Below are 14,780 nucleotides of genomic sequence, written 5' to 3'. Positions count from 1 at the left end.
ACACTCACCTGCGTGGATACGACCCTTCAGGACCCGTTGGTCGGGCAGGTGCTCGACGGGCGATACCGCGTGGACGCGCGGATCGCGGTCGGCGGGATGGCCACGGTCTACCGGGCCGTGGACACCCGTCTGGACCGCGTGCTCGCGCTCAAGGTGATGCACCCGGCGCTCGCGGCCGACGGGACCTTCGTCGAGCGGTTCATCCGGGAGGCGAAGTCGGTCGCCCGACTGGCGCACCCGAACGTCGTGCAGGTCTTCGACCAGGGCACCGACGGGTCATACGTCTACCTCGCCATGGAGTACGTCGCCGGGTGCACCCTGCGCGACGTGCTGCGCGACCGCGGGGCCCTGCAGCCGCGTGCCGCCCTGGACATCCTGGAGCCGGTGCTCGCCGCGCTCGGCGCCGCGCACCGCGCCGGGTTCGTGCACCGGGACATGAAGCCGGAGAACGTGCTGATCGGGGACGACGGCCGGGTGAAGGTCGCCGACTTCGGGCTCGTACGTTCCGTGGACACCGTCACCAGCACCACGGGGACCGTTCTCGGCACCGTCTCGTACCTCGCGCCCGAGCAGATCGAGCAGCCGGGCGCCGCAGACCCCCGCGTCGACGTGTACGCGTGCGGTGTCGTCCTCTACGAGATGCTCACCGGCGAGAAGCCGCACGACGGGGACTCCCCCGCCGTGGTGCTGTACAAGCACCTGCACGAGGACGTCCCGCCGCCCTCGGCCGTCGTGCCGGGCATGGCGTACGAGCTCGACGAGCTGGTCGCCTCGGCGACCGCCCGCACCCCTGCGATCCGCCCGTACGACGCGGTCGCGCTGCTCGCCCAGGCGCGCGAGGCGCGTGCCGCGCTCAGCGTGGACCAGCTGGACGCGGTGCCGCCGCAGGCGCTCTCCTCGGACCACGAGCAGCGTGACATCGGTGCCGACCTCACGAGCGTGATCCCGCGCTCGCTGACGGTGCCGCGCCCGCTGCCGGTGAACGAGGAGGAGGAAGCGGAAGGGGCCGTGTTCCACCGCACGAGCCGGCTGGAGAGCCCGCCGCCCCTTCCCCCGCGCCGCCGTAGCGACCGGTCCCGTCGCCGGCTCGTCACGATCGTGGCCGCCGTGCTGCTGGCACTCGGCCTCGGGGCGGGCGTCTGGTACATCAACTCCGGCCAGTTCACCCAGGTCCCGCCGCTGCTGGCGAAGACCGAGGCACAGGCCCGGGACCGGCTGGAGCAGTCCGGCCTCGAGGTCGGCAAGGTCGAGCACGCCTACAGCGACACCGTGAAGCGCGGCACCGTCATCAGCTCCGACCCGAAGCAGGGCACCCGGATCCGGGACAACGACTCGGTGGGCCTCACCATCTCCGACGGCCCGGAGACGGTGCGGGTGCCCGACGTGGAGGGCTACCGGCTGGACAAGGCGCGGTCCCTGCTGAAGGACGGCGGGCTGGAGCCGGGCATGGTCAGCCGGGCGTTCAGCGAGGACGTCCGCAGGGGCTTCGTGATCTCCACGGACCCGGAGAAGGGCACCGAGCGGCGTGCGGGCTCGGCCATCGCGCTCACCGTCAGCAAGGGCAGCCCGATCGACGTCCCGGACGTCACCGGCGAGACTCTGGAAGACGCCCAGGCGGACCTGGAGGAGGCGGGCCTGAAGGTGAAGGTCTCCTCCGAGGAGGTCAACTCCTCCGAGTTCGACCAGGGCCAGGTCGCCCTGCAGACCCCGCAGAACGGCAGCACCGCCGCCGAGGGCGACACGGTGACGCTGACGCTGTCCAAGGGCCCCGAGATGGTAGAGGTCCCGGACGTGGTCGGTGCCGGCGTCGACGACGCCAAGGCGGCGCTGGAGGGGGCCGGCTTCCAGGTCGACGAGGACCGCGGGCTGCTCGGGCTCTTCGGCGACACCGTGAAGAAGCAGTCCGTAAAGGGCGGGAAGACGGCCCCCAAGGGATCGACGATCACCATCACGATCCGCTGACGGGAGGGGCCGGGCCGCATGACACCCTGGAAAGGTGAAGAGTCAACAGCCCGGCACCACCTCCGGCACCATGCGGAACCCCGTCGGCGGCCACGTCCCCGTGGCCGGCGGCCTGCACTCCGTGGGCCTGTCCTACGCCCATGACCTGAAGGCCGAGACCGTGCAGGTCTTCGTCGCCAACCCGCGCGGCTGGGCCACCCCCGCCGGAAATCCGCGGCAGGACGAGGAGTTCCGCCAGGTGTGCGCGGCCGAGTCGATCCCGGCGTACGTGCATGCCCCGTACCTGATCAACTTCGGTTCGCACACCGAGGCGACCGTGGAGAAGTCGGTCGATTCGCTGCGGCATTCGCTGCGGCGGGGGCGGGAGATCGGGGCGCTGGGCGTGGTCGTGCACACCGGCAGCGCGACCGGCGGGCGGGACCGGTCGGTGGCGCTGAAGCAGGTGCGGCAGTACCTGTTGCCGCTGCTCGACGAGCTCACCCACGACGACGACCCTTTCCTGCTCCTGGAGTCGACCGCCGGGCAGGGCGCCTCGCTGTGCTCGCGGACCTGGGACTTCGGGCCGTACTTCGAGGCGCTGGACGCCCATCCGAAGCTGGGCGTGTGCCTGGACACCTGCCACATCTTCGCGGCCGGGCACGACCTGACCGGGCCGGCCGGTATGCACCAGACGCTGGACCTGCTGGTGGACACGGTCGGCGAGGGCCGGCTGAAGCTGATCCACGCCAACGACTCCAAGGACGTGGTCGGCGCCCACAAGGACCGGCACGAGAACATCGGCGCCGGTCACATCGGCGAGGACCCGTTCCGGGCGCTGATGACCCACCCCGCGACCGCGGGCGTACCGCTGATCATCGAGACGCCCGGCGGCAAGGAGGGGCACGCGGCGGACGTGGAGCGGCTCAAGAAGCTGCGGGACGGCTGACGGCGAGCGATCGGCCGCCGTCTGCCACGTCCCTGTCTCAGCCCGCCGCCAACGGTGCGCCGGCCAGCGCCAGTCCGGCGCCGAGCAGCGTCATCGACCACCGCAGCCAGCGGTACTTCGCCGAGAGGATGACGCTGACGTCCTGGAACTGGGTCAGCAGCCAGCGCACCCGGTCGGCGCCCGCCTCGGCGGCGGCGCGGCCCAGCGCCTCGAGATCCGGGCTGCCCAGCCCGTCGGCGTAGAAGGTCGGGCCCGCCATCGCACGGGCCGTGCCGGTGCGGGGCACGATCACCGCGAGCAGCAGCAGCGTGCCGGCCGCCCACAGCGCTCCGCCGGCCGCGAGGAACACCGCGGCCACTCCGGAGACGTCGGTCGGCGCCCCCTTGCCGATGATCAGCGCGGGCACCGCCACGGCTCCGGAGAGCAGGACGGACGCCTTCACGTCCGCCCTGCCCAGGTCCTCGCGCACGGTCAGCAGCAGCCGCTCTGCAACGTACTGCGCGGCGGCGTCCGTTTCGCTCGCGGTCGTCGGACTCACTCTCGCGCTCCCGGACTCGGGGCGTCCTGCACGCCCTGCCCCTGCCCCTGTCCCTGCCCCGGGACCGTGTCGTTCGGCGGCGCGGGCGGGATGGCCGGAGCGTCGTCCGCGGGCCCCGGCGGAACGGCCGGCATCGGCGGTATCGGCAACGAGGTCGGAGCCTGCGGCAGCCCGTTCGGAAAGACCGTGGTGGAGACCGAACGGCTGTACTCGATGAGAGCCTGCACCTGGTCGTCGATCTGGTGGCGCTGGACCACGCCCTGGTTGATCAGGTTGGTCAGGTAGTCCAGGGCACCGTGCCGCTGTTCGCGGGCCTGGCGCTGGAGTTCGCCCAGGATCTCGTTCGCCCGGCCCGGGTCCTGCGCCAGCATCGTGGCGTACTGGAAGGTCTCGCCCGCCGCGATCAGCTTCTGCGCGTCGTCGATGTTCGCCGCAATGCGCGCCTTGTTGGCGGTGTCGATGGCCTCCTGGACCTTGCTGCCCTTCTCCACCGCGACCATCTGCGCCTGGTGGTCGGCGGCCGCCTGGCCCAGATCGATCCGGATGAAGACCTGGGTGGCCAGGCCGAGGTCGGCGCCGAAGCCGCCCCACCGGCCGCTGGCCAGCTCGTCCTGGATCGCCTCGTCGACCTGCTGCGCCGAGTCCAGGCCGTAGCGGCGGCTGACGCCGCGCAGCCGGGCCTCCAGCGGCGGGCGGAGCATCCGCTCCACGTCGACGACCCGCTTCTCGGCGGCCAGGTAGAAGTCGCTGACCTCCCAGTTGACGTCGGCACCGGCCTTGAACCTGGACCGGTCGCCGTAGGTGGGCAGTTCCAGCTGGAAGGAGGCCTGGTGCTGTCCGCGGGCGATCCAGCACACCGAGGTGGGCTTGCCCATCATCGGCTTGTTGTTGTGCTCGGCGCCCCGCACGGTGATGATGCTGTGCCCGCCGTTCTTGTAGTAGAGCACCGAGGCCACCTGGCTGTTGCGGTGCCGGTAGGCCGCCTGCGGGGCGAACTCCCGGATGAAGGGACCTCTGAGGTCGTGCGGGAGGACGAACTCCTCGTCCTGGGGCGGCCACGGCCGGCCCCACTGGTTGTGCGTCATGGCGTACTCGCTCCCTGGACCGCCCCCCACAGACGGCGGACCTGCTGTTCGTTCAGTGGTTGGTCGGGGTCTTCGGACAGTTCCTTGATCAGTGACAGCAGCCGGCGCCGGTCGTCGTGGCTGTGCACGAGCAGCGGCAGGAACCGCTCCAGCGCGTCGGCCCACGGCTGGTCGGCCGATCCCCGCACCCAGTCGGCCAGGGCCTCTATGGCCGCGTCGTAGGACCGCCCGGTCTGCAGCGCCGTCCACAGCAGTCCGGCGAGTTCCGGGGCCAGGGCGGGCCGGGCGGTGGCGAGGGCCAGCATCAGCGGCCAGTCGCCGTAGCCCTCCAGGTCGGGGTGCTGGTTCCACAGGTCGACCACGGAGACGGCGGCGAGCAGGACCGTGGTCTGCAGGCCGAGGTCCTGCTGGTGCCGTCGTTCGTCGGACAGCCAGGCGCGGATCCGGCGGCAGGTGAGCGCGTCGGCGTGGACACCGGCCAGGTGGGCCACCTGGACGGCCGCGTCGGCCCGCAGTTTCCCCTCGTCCCAGACGCCGATCGCGCCGAGCAGGTCCAGCGCCTCGCGGACCGTGGCGGTCGCGCGGCCCCGGCCGAGCACGGCGCCCGCCGTCCAGCGCAGCCGCTCGTCGCCCTGCCGTGCCCAGTGGCCGACCAGGGCCCGGATCGCGGTGCCGACCTCCGGGGAGGCGAGGGCCACGTCGAGCACGGTGGCGGCGAAGAGCCGGCGGCGGGCCTGGGCGGCCTGGCCCATGGGCTGGACGAGTTCGTGCACCGTGTGCACGCAGTCCAGCCGGCACAACTGGCCGGCCGCCACGGCGGCGCGCACCCAGACCTCGGGTCGGGGGTCCTCGCACAGCCCGGCCAGCCAGCGCAGCACGGGCCCGCGTACGTTGTGCCGGTGCTGCCACAGGTGGCCGAGGACGGCGGGCGCGAGGGCCTCGCCCCTGAATCGCACCGTGCGCACCGGCACGTCCTCGTCGCCGATCTGCTCCACGCCGAGTTCGGCCGTCGCGCGGGCGGAGACCAGCCGGGCGTCGACCCCGTCGCTGAACAGCGGACGGCCCGGGGTTGCCTCCGGATCGACGGTCACGGCGAGTTCCCAGGCCAGGATCTCGGCGGCCTCGGCCACGGCGCTCAGCGAGGCACCGTCGAGCACGGCGAGGGCGATGCGGTAGGCGGCGTCCCGCAGCCGCTCCGGGGTCTCGGAGCGGACGCCCCCGGCGAACCACTCGGCTGCCTGGTCCTCGGCGAACTTGCGGCATTCGGCGAGGAGTTGGTCGTACGACAGCTCGTCCCGGGCGTGCCGGGCAAGCAGCTTCGCGAACCGGGCCGCCTCGGCGGGCAGCAGTTCGTCGAGGCCCCTCGCCTCCTCCACCGCGGGGTCCAGTGCCATCGCGCGGACGCGGTCGTGGGACTCCTCGGGCGCGCCGTCGAGTTCGGCGGCGAGGTGTTTCTCCAGTACGGCGTCGGCGGGCGCCGGGATGTGGGCGCGGTGGTAGCGGCCGGCCCGGGAGAGCACGTCACCCGGTTCGGGGGCGGCCAGCAGGACCGCGTACGCCTCCTTCTTGCCGAGCAGTTCGCAGAGCCGGTCGAGGCCGGTCTCGTCGGGCAGTCCGGCGACGGCGGGTTCCAGCGCGTAGCCGTGGCCCTCGCCGATCTGGGTGTCGTCCAGCGTGTCCAGATCGGTGCGCGGGTCGAGCCGGGAGACCTGACCGCGGGTCAGGTCGTCCAGCAGGGACAGGGCGGTGTAGGCGCGGCCGGTGCCGGGCTGTCCGAACAGCACCAGGAGCCGTCCGGCCCGTAACCGGTCCCGGTACGCGCCGTACTCCTCCGGTTCCTGGAAGACCCGGCGCAGTCTGCGCAGTTCGTCCTCGGGGAGCGGTCCGGCGAGCAGGCGCTCCCCCGCCCGCTCGCCGTAGAAGTTGATGGCCGAGACGGACCCGGAGCTGATGACGGTGCCGGATCCGTGCGAGGACAGGGTGGAGCGGTAGACACGGGAGGCGGCGGCCGCGGCTCCGGGCAGCGTCTCTTGGCCGAGCGGGTCGGCGGCGGGACCGCCGATGACGTCCGGCTGAGCCGGTTCCGACCCCTGAGCGGCCGACTCGGCCTGGGGCTCGGCCTGGGCCTGCGGCTTGGGGCCGGCCTGCTGCGGTCCCGGGGGCGCCGGGTTCTGCGCGTTCACCGGTCGCCGCCGGACCGGCCGATGTTGATGGTGTCGATGTGACCGCCGACGATGAACTCGCCGCTGCCGTGGTGGTGGTTGTACTGGACCACGCCGGCGCCGGTGCTCTCCGGTTCCGGCCGGGCCCCGCCGCCCGCCTGCGGCGACGCCGGTTCGGGCGGTCGGGGCAGGCCCGGGACCATGAACCAGGCGGTACGGCGGCCCTCCTTGAGGTCGACGTCGTGACGGCGGTAGTGCTCGGGGTCCACCCAGCGGCCACCGGACCGGATGACGTCCTCGAACAGCCGGTCGGAGGCGACCACCACCAAGGGGGCGGCGGACGCGGCCGCGAGGATCGCCTTCGCGGTGTCGCAGTCGCCCAGCCGACAGGCCAGGTCGACGGCACGGCCGGAGCGGCCGTGGGCGTCGGCCGTGACCGGACCGATGTGCAGTCCCGCGCGCAGCCGCAGCGGGGTCTGACGTCCGCGGTTGATCTCCCGCAGGTTCTGGTGGAGGTACTCCAGCCACTCCCCCACCACCCGGCGCGGCGGTACGTCGGGCGCGAGCACGGTGAGGATGCCGTCGCCGCGGTCCTCCTGGTAGAGGCGGGGCGCTCGGATGTCCGCCTGCTCGAAGGCGGCGCCCGTGACCTCGTAGAGTCTGCTGCGCATCTCCGGTTTCTCGGTGTCGGACAGCAGGCCGGAGCCCTGCGCGTCCACATTGATGATGAAGCCGTACGCGGCTTCCTGCTCCATGGCTTTCTCCTCCCTGCCGTCCCGCCGGACGCGGGCTCCCCGAATGCTCGCGGAGTCGACGCGTCACCGCTGTAGCCGTTTACACAGCGCGGGACTCCGGTGCTTCTAGGTGTCGGTGCCGTGGTGGTGTCCGGCGGCGAGCAGGCGGAGCGGGGCCAGGTCGGCCACGGCGAGCGTGCCGGGGCCGGTCCGCACCAGGCCCTGTTCGCGCAGCAGGCGCAGGGCCTTGGCCACGGCCTCACGGGTGGATCCCACGGACGCGGCCAGCTCGTGCTGGGCCAGGGGGAGCCGGAGGGTCACGACCTCGTTCTCCACTCGGCCGGTACGGTCGGCGAGTTCGACCAGGCGCTGCGCGAGCCGTTGCAGCACGGTCATGGAGGCCAGCGCCCGGCGCTCGTGGTCGGCGCTGCGCAGGCGCTCGGTGAGCTGGCTCATCATCAGCGCGTTCGCGTGCGGCCGCGAGGCCAGGAACCAGCGGAAGCGTTCACCGGCCACGGCCAGTCCGGTCACCGGGCCGAGCGCGCTGACCGAGGCACTGCGCGGGCGGCCGTCGAGCGCCGCCATGTCGCCGACGACCTCGCCGGCTCTGCGGAGCGCCAGTATCAGCCGGCTGCCGCGTTCGGTCGGTGTCCACACCGTGCACCAGCCGCGCAGCAGGACCACCGCGAACGTGGTGCGGTCGCCCTCGGCGAGCACCGTCTCGTGCGGCGGGTAGTCGTGCCGGGTGCCTAAGCCCGTCAGGGCCTCGCGGTCCGCCGGACCGAGACCCTCCATGAAGGTATGCCGCTCTCCGAACAGACCCACCGTCGTCCCCCGACCGTTTCCCCCGACCGCCCCGCAAGCGGAACCGGGAGAGCCCCGCGGTTCCGCATCAGCCCGACGGCACCCGCCCTGGCAGGGGACCCAGAGTAGCGCTACGGCCACGGAGAATCGCCCCCGTTACCGGAATGAAGCCGCCGACCCGCGACCGGAATACCCCCGCCGGTATCGCGCCCTCACGTCAGGACAGCGAGTCAGAGCTCGGGCCCCTCCCCGGGCCCCTCCTGATAGGAGTAGCGCTGCTGCTTCCAGGGGTCGCCGACGTTGTGGTAGCCGCGCTCCTCCCAGAAGCCGCGGCGGTCGGCGGTCATGTACTCCACGCCCCGGACCCACTTGGGACCCTTCCACGCGTACAGATGGGGGACGACCAGTCGCAGCGGGAAGCCGTGCTCCGCCGTCAGCAGTTCGCCGTCCTTGTGGGTGGCGAAGATCGCGCGGTCGGACGCGAAGTCGGACAGCCGCAGGTTCGAGCTGAATCCGTACTCCGCCCACACCATCACATGGGTGACGGCCGGGGCGGGCGGGGCGATGTCCAGGATGGTCCGGGCGGGGATGCCGCCCCACTCGGCGCCGAGCATGCTGAACTTCGTGACGCAGTGCAGATCGCCCACGACGCTGGTGTACGGCAGGGCCGTGAACTCCTCGTGGTTCCAGCAGTGCTTCTCGCCGTCCGCGGTGGCGCCGAAGACCCGGAACTCCCAGCGTTCCGGGCGGAACTTGGGGACCGGTCCGTAGTGGGTGACCGGCCAGCCACGCTGCAATCGTTGCCCCGGCGGAAGCTCGGAGTGTGCCGCATCTCCCGACTCGCGTTCCACCGGCTGACCCATGACTCCATCCTGACAGACCCGGGGCAGTGCACATGACCAACCCCCACCCAAATCAGGCAAAAGGAACTAAGCATGCCCTTACTTACTAAGTGAAGACTTACTGGACGATCTTCGTCACCGGTGCAAGGATGCGGAGCCACCTGCCAGTTCACCGTGTGGAAGGAGCCTCTGCGATGCAGGGCGACCCCGAGGTCATCGAGTTTCTCAACGAGCAGCTGACCGCCGAGCTCACCGCGATCAACCAGTACTTTCTGCACGCGAAGATGCAGGAGAACTTCGGCTGGACCAAGCTCGCGAAGTACACGCGGGCCGAGTCCTTCGACGAGATGAAGCACGCCGAGGTGCTCACCGACCGGATCCTGTTCCTGGACGGGCTGCCGAACTACCAGCGCCTCTTCCACGTCCGCGTGGGACAGACGGTCAAGGAGATGTTCGAGGCCGACCGGCAGGTCGAGGTCGAGGCCATCGACCGGCTCAAGCGCGGCGTCGAAGTGATGCGGAACAAGGGCGACATCACCTCCGCGAACATCTTCGAGTCGATCCTCGAGGACGAGGAGCACCACATCGACTACCTCGACACCCAGCTGGAACTGCTGGAGAAGCTCGGTGAGGCGCTCTACCTCGCGCAGCTGATCGAACAGCCGGAGAGCTAGGCAGCTTCCTCAAGGTCCGAGAGCGTGGACGCTCCCTGGTCGGGAAGCTCCCGGCTCGGGCACGCGCCCCGGCCCAGCAGCGCCTGAATACGACGGACGCACGAGCCGCAGTCCGTGCCCGCCTTGCAGGCCGAAGCGATCTGGCGGGGGGTGCAGGCACCGTCCGCCGCGTGCTTCTTCACCTGCGCCTCGGTGACGCCGAAGCAGTTGCAGACGAACATGCGGTTCCACCTCCCGCCCGGAATCATTCGACTGGTGCCATCCCGTTGATCGGTGAGGCTAACCTAACCTTACCCGGCTCACAGGAGCCTTAAAAGTGGCGTGGGGCGCGGATCGTATGTGATCCACGCCCCACTTCACGCTCCTGTAACAGGTGCGCCCGCCGGTCATCTGCTACTGGTCGCGGTACATCTCCGCGACGAGGAACGCCAGGTCCAGGGACTGGCTGCGGTTCAGCCGCGGGTCGCAGGCCGTCTCGTAGCGCTGGTGCAGGTCGTCGACGAAGATCTCGTCGCCGCCGCCCACGCACTCGGTGACGTCGTCACCGGTGAGCTCGACATGGATGCCGCCCGGGTGGGTGCCGAGGGACTTGTGGACCTCGAAGAAGCCCTTGACCTCGTCGAGCACGTCGTCGAAGCGGCGGGTCTTGTGGCCGGAGGCCGCCTCGTAGGTGTTGCCGTGCATCGGGTCGGTGATCCAGGCCACCGTCGCGCCCGAGGCGGTGACCTTCTCGACCAGCTCGGGCAGCTTGTCGCGGACCTTGTCGGCGCCCATGCGGACGATGAAGGTCAGCCGGCCCGGCTCGCGGTCCGGGTCCAGGCGCTCGATGTACTGCAGCGCCTCCTCGGCCGTGGTCGTCGGGCCGAGCTTGATGCCGATCGGGTTGCGGATCTGCGAGGCGAACTCGATGTGCGCGTGGTCCAGTTGCCGGGTGCGCTCACCGATCCACACCATGTGCGCCGAGACGTCGTACAGGTGCCCGGTGCGGGAGTCGACCCTGGTCAGCGCCGACTCGTAGTCGAGCAGCAGCGCCTCGTGCGAGGAGTAGAACTCGACGGTCTTGAACTCCTCCGGATCGGCCCCGCAGGCGTGCATGAAGTTCAGCGCCTGGTCGATCTCGCGGGCCAGCTGCTCGTAGCGCTGGCCGGAGGGGGACGACTTCACGAAGTCCTGGTTCCAGGCGTGCACCTGGCGCAGGTCGGCGTAGCCGCCGGTGGTGAAGGCGCGGACCAGGTTGAGCGTGGAGGCGGAGGCGTTGTACATCCGCTTCAGGCGCTCGGGGTCCGGGATGCGGGCGGCCTCGTTGAAGTCGAAGCCGTTGACCGAGTCGCCGCGGTACGTCGGCAGCGTCACGCCGTCACGGGTCTCGGTGTTCTTGGAGCGCGGCTTCGAGTACTGGCCGGCGATACGGCCGACCTTCACCACGGGCACGGACGCGGCGTACGTCAGCACGGCGCCCATCTGGAGCAGCGTCTTGAGCTTGTTGCGGATGTGGTCGGCGGACACCGCGTCGAAGGCCTCGGCGCAGTCGCCGCCCTGGAGCAGGAACGCCTCTCCCTTGGCGACGGCCGCCATCCGGGCGCGCAGCTGGTCGCACTCGCCCGCGAAGACGAGCGGCGGATACGACTCGAGGTCCGCGATCACTGCGCGCAGAGCCTCGGTGTCGGGGTACTCGGGCTGCTGCGCCGCGGGCAGGTCTCGCCAGGTGTTGCCAGCGCTGGCGCTGGTCTTAGCGTTCACGGTCACGTCCTCAACATTACGGGGTCGTGTCGAGTGATTTTCGTGCGGCTCGACAGGTGAGACGCCCGCACGCCCAGGTACGCGTGGGGTAGGGTGCCTCGCATGTTCGCGCATTCGACCCAGACCTGGTGGTGGACCGCTCATCCGGCGGCCCACTGACTGCGCGTACGCAAGACTTCGCGAAGGCCGCCCGAGGGGCGGCCTTCGGTGTTTCCGGCGCTGAGGTCGTCTCTCCTTCCCAGAAGGAACACGACCGATGAACCTGCTCGACCTGCTGGCCGATCCCCGTCCCTTCGCCCTGCTGCGCCGCCGCACCCCGGGCCACGACCACGACACGGTCGAGGTGCTGCTCGGCCCGGTCAGCACGCACGACCGCCTCGCCGACCTCCCCGAGCACGGCCTGGCCCTCGTCCCCTTCCGGCAGATCCGCGAGCGCGGTTTCGACGTGCGCGACGACGGGACGCCCCTGTCGGTGCTGATGCCGCAGGAGACGTACGAGATCCCGCTCGCCGAAGCCCTCGCCCAGCTCCCGGCGCACGAGGTGCGGGTCGAGGACGGCGGCTTCGACGTGGCCGACGAGGAGTACGCGCAGATCGTCGGGCGGGTGCTGCGGGAGGAGATCGGCGCCGGTGAGGGCGCCAACTTCGTGATCCGGCGGACGTACGAGGGGAAGATCCACGGATTCTCCCGGGCCGACGCCCTTGCCCTGTTCCGGCGGCTGCTCGTGGGTGAGCGGGGCGCGTACTGGACGTTCGTCGTGCACACCGGGGAACGCACGCTGGTCGGGGCCAGTCCCGAGGTGCATGTGCGGATGTCCGGCGGGACCGTCGTCATGAACCCGATCAGCGGGACGTACCGCTATCCAGCCGAAGGCCCCACCCCCGAGCATCTGCTCGACTTCCTCGCCGACGGCAAGGAGATCGAGGAGCTGTCGATGGTCGTCGACGAGGAGCTCAAGATGATGTGCACGGTCGGCGACATGGGCGGGGTCGTGATCGGGCCCCGGCTCAAGGAGATGGCGCACCTCGCGCACACCGAGTACGAGCTGCGCGGGAAGTCCTCCCTGGATGTGCGGGAGGCACTGAAGGAGACCATGTTCGCGGCGACCGTCACGGGCTCGCCGGTGCAGAACGCCTGCCGGGTCATCGAGCGGCACGAGGTCGGCGGGCGGGGCTACTACGCCGGTGCCCTGGCCCTCATCGGCCAGGACTCGGGCGGTGCCCAGACCCTGGACTCCCCCATCCTCATCCGCACCGCCGACATCGACGCGGCCGGGCGGCTGCGGGTGCCGGTCGGCGCCACGCTGGTGCGCGGCTCGGACCCGGCGGCCGAGGTCGCGGAGACGCACGCGAAGGCGGCGGGGGTGCTGGCCGCGTTGGGCGTACGGCCGTCCAGGCCGCGTACGGAGCACACGCGCCCCGCGCTGGCCGACGACCCCCGGGTGCGGGCCGCGCTGGACGGGCGCCGGGCCTCGCTGGCGCCGTTCTGGCTGCGGATGCAGGAGCGGTCGGAGGAACTGGCCGGACATGCCCTGGTCGTCGACGGGGAGGACACCTTCACGGCGATGCTCGCGCACGTCCTGCGATCCAGCGGCCTGGAGGTGACCGTCCGGCGTTACGACGAGCCCGGACTGGCGGAGGCGGTCCGTGCGCACGAGGGGCCGGTCGTCCTCGGTCCCGGACCGGGCGACCCCTGCGACACCGCCGACCCCAAGATGCGGTTCCTGCGCGCGCTGACCGCCGAGGCGATCCGGGACAACCGGCACGGCGTGCTCGGCGTCTGCCTCGGGCACGAGCTGATCGCGGCCGAGCTGGGGCTGGAGATCGTACGCAAGGAAGTGCCGTACCAGGGGGCGCAGACGGAGATCGACCTGTTCGGGCGGCGCGAGACCGTCGGCTTCTACAACAGCTTCGTGGCCCGCTGCGACGACGACGCCCTCGTCGAACTGTCGGCGCACGGCGTCGAGGTGAGCCGCAGTGACACCGGCGAGGTGCACGCGCTGCGCGGGCCCGGCTTCGCGGGCGTGCAGTTCCACCCGGAGTCCGTGCTCACGCTGAACGGCGCGGCCGTCGTACGGGAGCTGGTGGGCGAGTTGCGCGGCACCAGCACGTTCTCGCAGCGGCGGCCGGCGGTGTAGTCGAGGACGCGGGACATTGAGGGCGCCGTCGACCGGCCGACGGCGCCCTCGGAGCAGGTCGCGGCGCGGACGAGACCCTGGTGGGCGTCATGCCGAAGCGTTCGGCGACCGCGCCGCGTCACCATCCGCGTGCCGCCGGCCGCTCAGCCGAAGAACACCCCGACCTCCTCGTACAGCTTCGGATCCACCGTCTTCAGCCGGGCCGTCGCCTCCGCGATCGGGACCCGCACGATGTCCGTGCCGCGCAGGGCGACCATCTTGCCGAAGTCGCCGTCGCGGACGGCCTCGATGGCGTGCAGGCCGAAGCGGGTCGCGAGCCAGCGGTCGAAGGCGCTGGGCGTGCCGCCGCGCTGGATGTGCCCGAGGACCGTGGTGCGGGCCTCCTTGCCGGTGCGCCGCTCGATCTCCTTGGCCAGCCACTCGCCGACGCCGGACAGCCTCACGTGCCCGAAGGAGTCCAGCGACCCGTCCTTGAGGACCATGTCACCGTCCTTGGGCATCGCGCCCTCGGCGACGACCACGATGGGGGCGTACGAGGCCTTGAAGCGGGAGGTCACCCAGGCGCACACCTGCTCGACGTCGAAGCGCTGTTCGGGGATGAGGATGACGTTGGCGCCGCCGGCCAGGCCGGAGTGGAGGGCGATCCAGCCCGCGTGCCGGCCCATCACCTCGCAGACCAGGACGCGCATGTGGGACTCGGCGGTGGTGTGCAGCCGGTCGATCGCCTCCGTGGCGATGCCGACGGCCGTGTCGAAGCCGAAGGTGTAGTCGGTGCCGGAGAGGTCGTTGTCGATCGTCTTGGGCACGCCGACGCAGGGCACGTCGTACTCGTCGGACAGCCGGGCGGCGACGCCGAGGGTGTCCTCGCCGCCGATCACGACGAGCGCCCCGACCTCCTGCTCGGCGAGGTTCTCCTTGATAAGGCGGATGCCGTCCTCCTGCTTCAGGGGATTGGTGCGCGAGGAGCCGAGGATGGTGCCGCCGCGGGGCAGGATCCCGCGCACCGCGGGGATGTCCAGACGCACGGTGCGGTTCTCGAGGGGTCCTCGCCAGCCGTCCCGGAAGCCGACGAAGTCGTATCCGTACTCCTGCACGCCCTTGCGGACGATGCCCCGGATGACGGCGTTGAGCCCGGGGCAGTCGCCGCCTCCGGTCAGTACTCCGACGCGCATGGAAG

The 14,780-nt window shown here is 71.3% G+C and carries 14 protein-coding genes; 5 read left to right on the top strand and 9 right to left on the bottom strand.

What is annotated here, in order from left to right:
• Positions 1 to 12: 12 nt before the first annotated feature.
• The gene (gene pknB / locus OG252_RS36720; RefSeq protein WP_329341603.1) at positions 13 to 1,962 is read left to right on the top strand and encodes a Stk1 family PASTA domain-containing Ser/Thr kinase; all 1,950 of its coding nucleotides are present in this window, start codon (positions 13 to 15) and stop codon (positions 1,960 to 1,962) included.
• A 70-nt stretch (positions 1,963 to 2,032) separates the two neighbouring features.
• Positions 2,033 to 2,887, top strand: a complete 855-nt coding sequence (locus OG252_RS36715) for a deoxyribonuclease IV (protein ID WP_329345277.1) — start codon at positions 2,033 to 2,035, stop codon at positions 2,885 to 2,887.
• Positions 2,888 to 2,924: 37 nt separating this feature from the next.
• On the opposite strand, the gene OG252_RS36710 is transcribed toward OG252_RS36715, so the two are convergent.
• The 6 genes from OG252_RS36710 to OG252_RS36685 form a co-directional block, all read right to left on the bottom strand.
• Positions 2,925 to 3,425: a Pycsar system effector family protein gene (locus OG252_RS36710; protein ID WP_329341601.1), complete on the bottom strand. Its 501-nt coding sequence runs from the start codon at positions 3,423 to 3,425 to the stop codon at positions 2,925 to 2,927.
• Positions 3,422 to 4,510 carry a hypothetical protein gene (locus OG252_RS36705; protein ID WP_329341599.1) on the bottom strand — a complete coding sequence of 363 codons (1,089 nt, stop codon included), beginning with the start codon at positions 4,508 to 4,510 and terminating at the stop codon, positions 3,422 to 3,424. Before OG252_RS36705 ends, OG252_RS36710 begins: the two co-directional genes overlap by 4 nt.
• Positions 4,507 to 6,693, bottom strand: coding sequence for a hypothetical protein (locus tag OG252_RS36700; protein WP_329341597.1), 2,187 nt, complete (start codon positions 6,691 to 6,693; stop codon positions 4,507 to 4,509). Before OG252_RS36700 ends, OG252_RS36705 begins: the two co-directional genes overlap by 4 nt.
• Positions 6,690 to 7,427, bottom strand: coding sequence for a hypothetical protein (locus tag OG252_RS36695; RefSeq protein ID WP_266440890.1), 738 nt, complete (start codon positions 7,425 to 7,427; stop codon positions 6,690 to 6,692). The genes OG252_RS36700 and OG252_RS36695 overlap by 4 nt, the downstream gene beginning before the upstream one ends.
• A gap of 105 nt (positions 7,428 to 7,532) precedes the next feature.
• Positions 7,533 to 8,231: a Crp/Fnr family transcriptional regulator gene (locus OG252_RS36690; protein ID WP_266440888.1), complete on the bottom strand. Its 699-nt coding sequence runs from the start codon at positions 8,229 to 8,231 to the stop codon at positions 7,533 to 7,535.
• A gap of 209 nt (positions 8,232 to 8,440) precedes the next feature.
• Positions 8,441 to 9,073 (bottom strand): sulfite oxidase-like oxidoreductase, encoded by a 633-nt coding sequence (locus OG252_RS36685; protein ID WP_266440886.1) that lies wholly within the window; start codon positions 9,071 to 9,073, stop codon positions 8,441 to 8,443.
• 173 nt (positions 9,074 to 9,246) lie between these two features.
• On the opposite strand from OG252_RS36685, the gene bfr reads away from it, so the two are divergent.
• Positions 9,247 to 9,726, top strand: a complete 480-nt coding sequence (gene bfr / locus OG252_RS36680; protein ID WP_266440883.1) for a bacterioferritin — start codon at positions 9,247 to 9,249, stop codon at positions 9,724 to 9,726.
• On the opposite strand, the gene OG252_RS36675 is transcribed toward bfr, so the two are convergent.
• Positions 9,723 to 9,947: a (2Fe-2S)-binding protein gene (locus tag OG252_RS36675; protein WP_266440880.1), complete on the bottom strand. Its 225-nt coding sequence runs from the start codon at positions 9,945 to 9,947 to the stop codon at positions 9,723 to 9,725. The two genes, bfr and OG252_RS36675, sit on opposite strands and share 4 nt — an antisense overlap.
• Before the next feature lie 172 nt (positions 9,948 to 10,119).
• On the bottom strand, positions 10,120 to 11,472 hold the full coding sequence (locus tag OG252_RS36670) for a class II 3-deoxy-7-phosphoheptulonate synthase (RefSeq protein ID WP_266440877.1): 1,353 nt from the start codon (positions 11,470 to 11,472) through the stop codon (positions 10,120 to 10,122).
• Positions 11,473 to 11,568: 96 nt separating this feature from the next.
• Between OG252_RS36670 and OG252_RS52410 the strand changes: the two genes are divergently transcribed.
• Both OG252_RS52410 and OG252_RS36665 read left to right on the top strand, forming a co-directional pair.
• Complete coding sequence (locus OG252_RS52410) at positions 11,569 to 11,625, top strand: trp operon leader peptide (RefSeq protein ID WP_073723848.1); 57 nt, start codon at positions 11,569 to 11,571, stop codon at positions 11,623 to 11,625.
• A gap of 97 nt (positions 11,626 to 11,722) precedes the next feature.
• On the top strand, positions 11,723 to 13,603 hold the full coding sequence (locus OG252_RS36665; protein ID WP_329341591.1) for an anthranilate synthase family protein: 1,881 nt from the start codon (positions 11,723 to 11,725) through the stop codon (positions 13,601 to 13,603).
• 143 nt (positions 13,604 to 13,746) lie between these two features.
• Here the strand turns inward: OG252_RS36665 and OG252_RS36660 are convergent, their stop codons facing one another.
• Positions 13,747 to 14,775 (bottom strand): 6-phosphofructokinase, encoded by a 1,029-nt coding sequence (locus OG252_RS36660; RefSeq protein ID WP_266440872.1) that lies wholly within the window; start codon positions 14,773 to 14,775, stop codon positions 13,747 to 13,749.
• Between the last annotated feature and the right edge of the window lie 5 nt (positions 14,776 to 14,780).

Origin of the sequence: Streptomyces sp. NBC_01352 (assembly GCF_036237295.1) — a bacterium.
GTDB lineage: Bacteria > Actinomycetota > Actinomycetes > Streptomycetales > Streptomycetaceae > Streptomyces > Streptomyces plumbiresistens.
The sequence above is the reverse complement of the archived record's forward strand: the minus strand, read 5'-3'. Positions and strand labels throughout refer to the sequence as shown.

What these genes read in the sequence shown, in the direction of transcription:
- OG252_RS36715 (WP_329345277.1), top strand. Translation starts at nt 2,033, where the DNA reads ATGCGGAACCCCGTCGGCGGCCACGTCCCCGTGGCCGGCGGCCTGCAC.
- OG252_RS36705 (WP_329341599.1), bottom strand. Translation starts at nt 4,510, where the DNA reads ATGACGCACAACCAGTGGGGCCGGCCGTGGCCGCCCCAGGACGAGGAG.
- OG252_RS36695 (WP_266440890.1), bottom strand. Translation starts at nt 7,427, where the DNA reads ATGGAGCAGGAAGCCGCGTACGGCTTCATCATCAATGTGGACGCGCAG.
- OG252_RS36685 (WP_266440886.1), bottom strand. Translation starts at nt 9,073, where the DNA reads ATGGGTCAGCCGGTGGAACGCGAGTCGGGAGATGCGGCACACTCCGAG.
- bfr (WP_266440883.1), top strand. Translation starts at nt 9,247, where the DNA reads ATGCAGGGCGACCCCGAGGTCATCGAGTTTCTCAACGAGCAGCTGACC.
- OG252_RS36675 (WP_266440880.1), bottom strand. Translation starts at nt 9,947, where the DNA reads ATGTTCGTCTGCAACTGCTTCGGCGTCACCGAGGCGCAGGTGAAGAAG.
- OG252_RS36665 (WP_329341591.1), top strand. Translation starts at nt 11,723, where the DNA reads ATGAACCTGCTCGACCTGCTGGCCGATCCCCGTCCCTTCGCCCTGCTG.
- OG252_RS36660 (WP_266440872.1), bottom strand. Translation starts at nt 14,775, where the DNA reads ATGCGCGTCGGAGTACTGACCGGAGGCGGCGACTGCCCCGGGCTCAAC.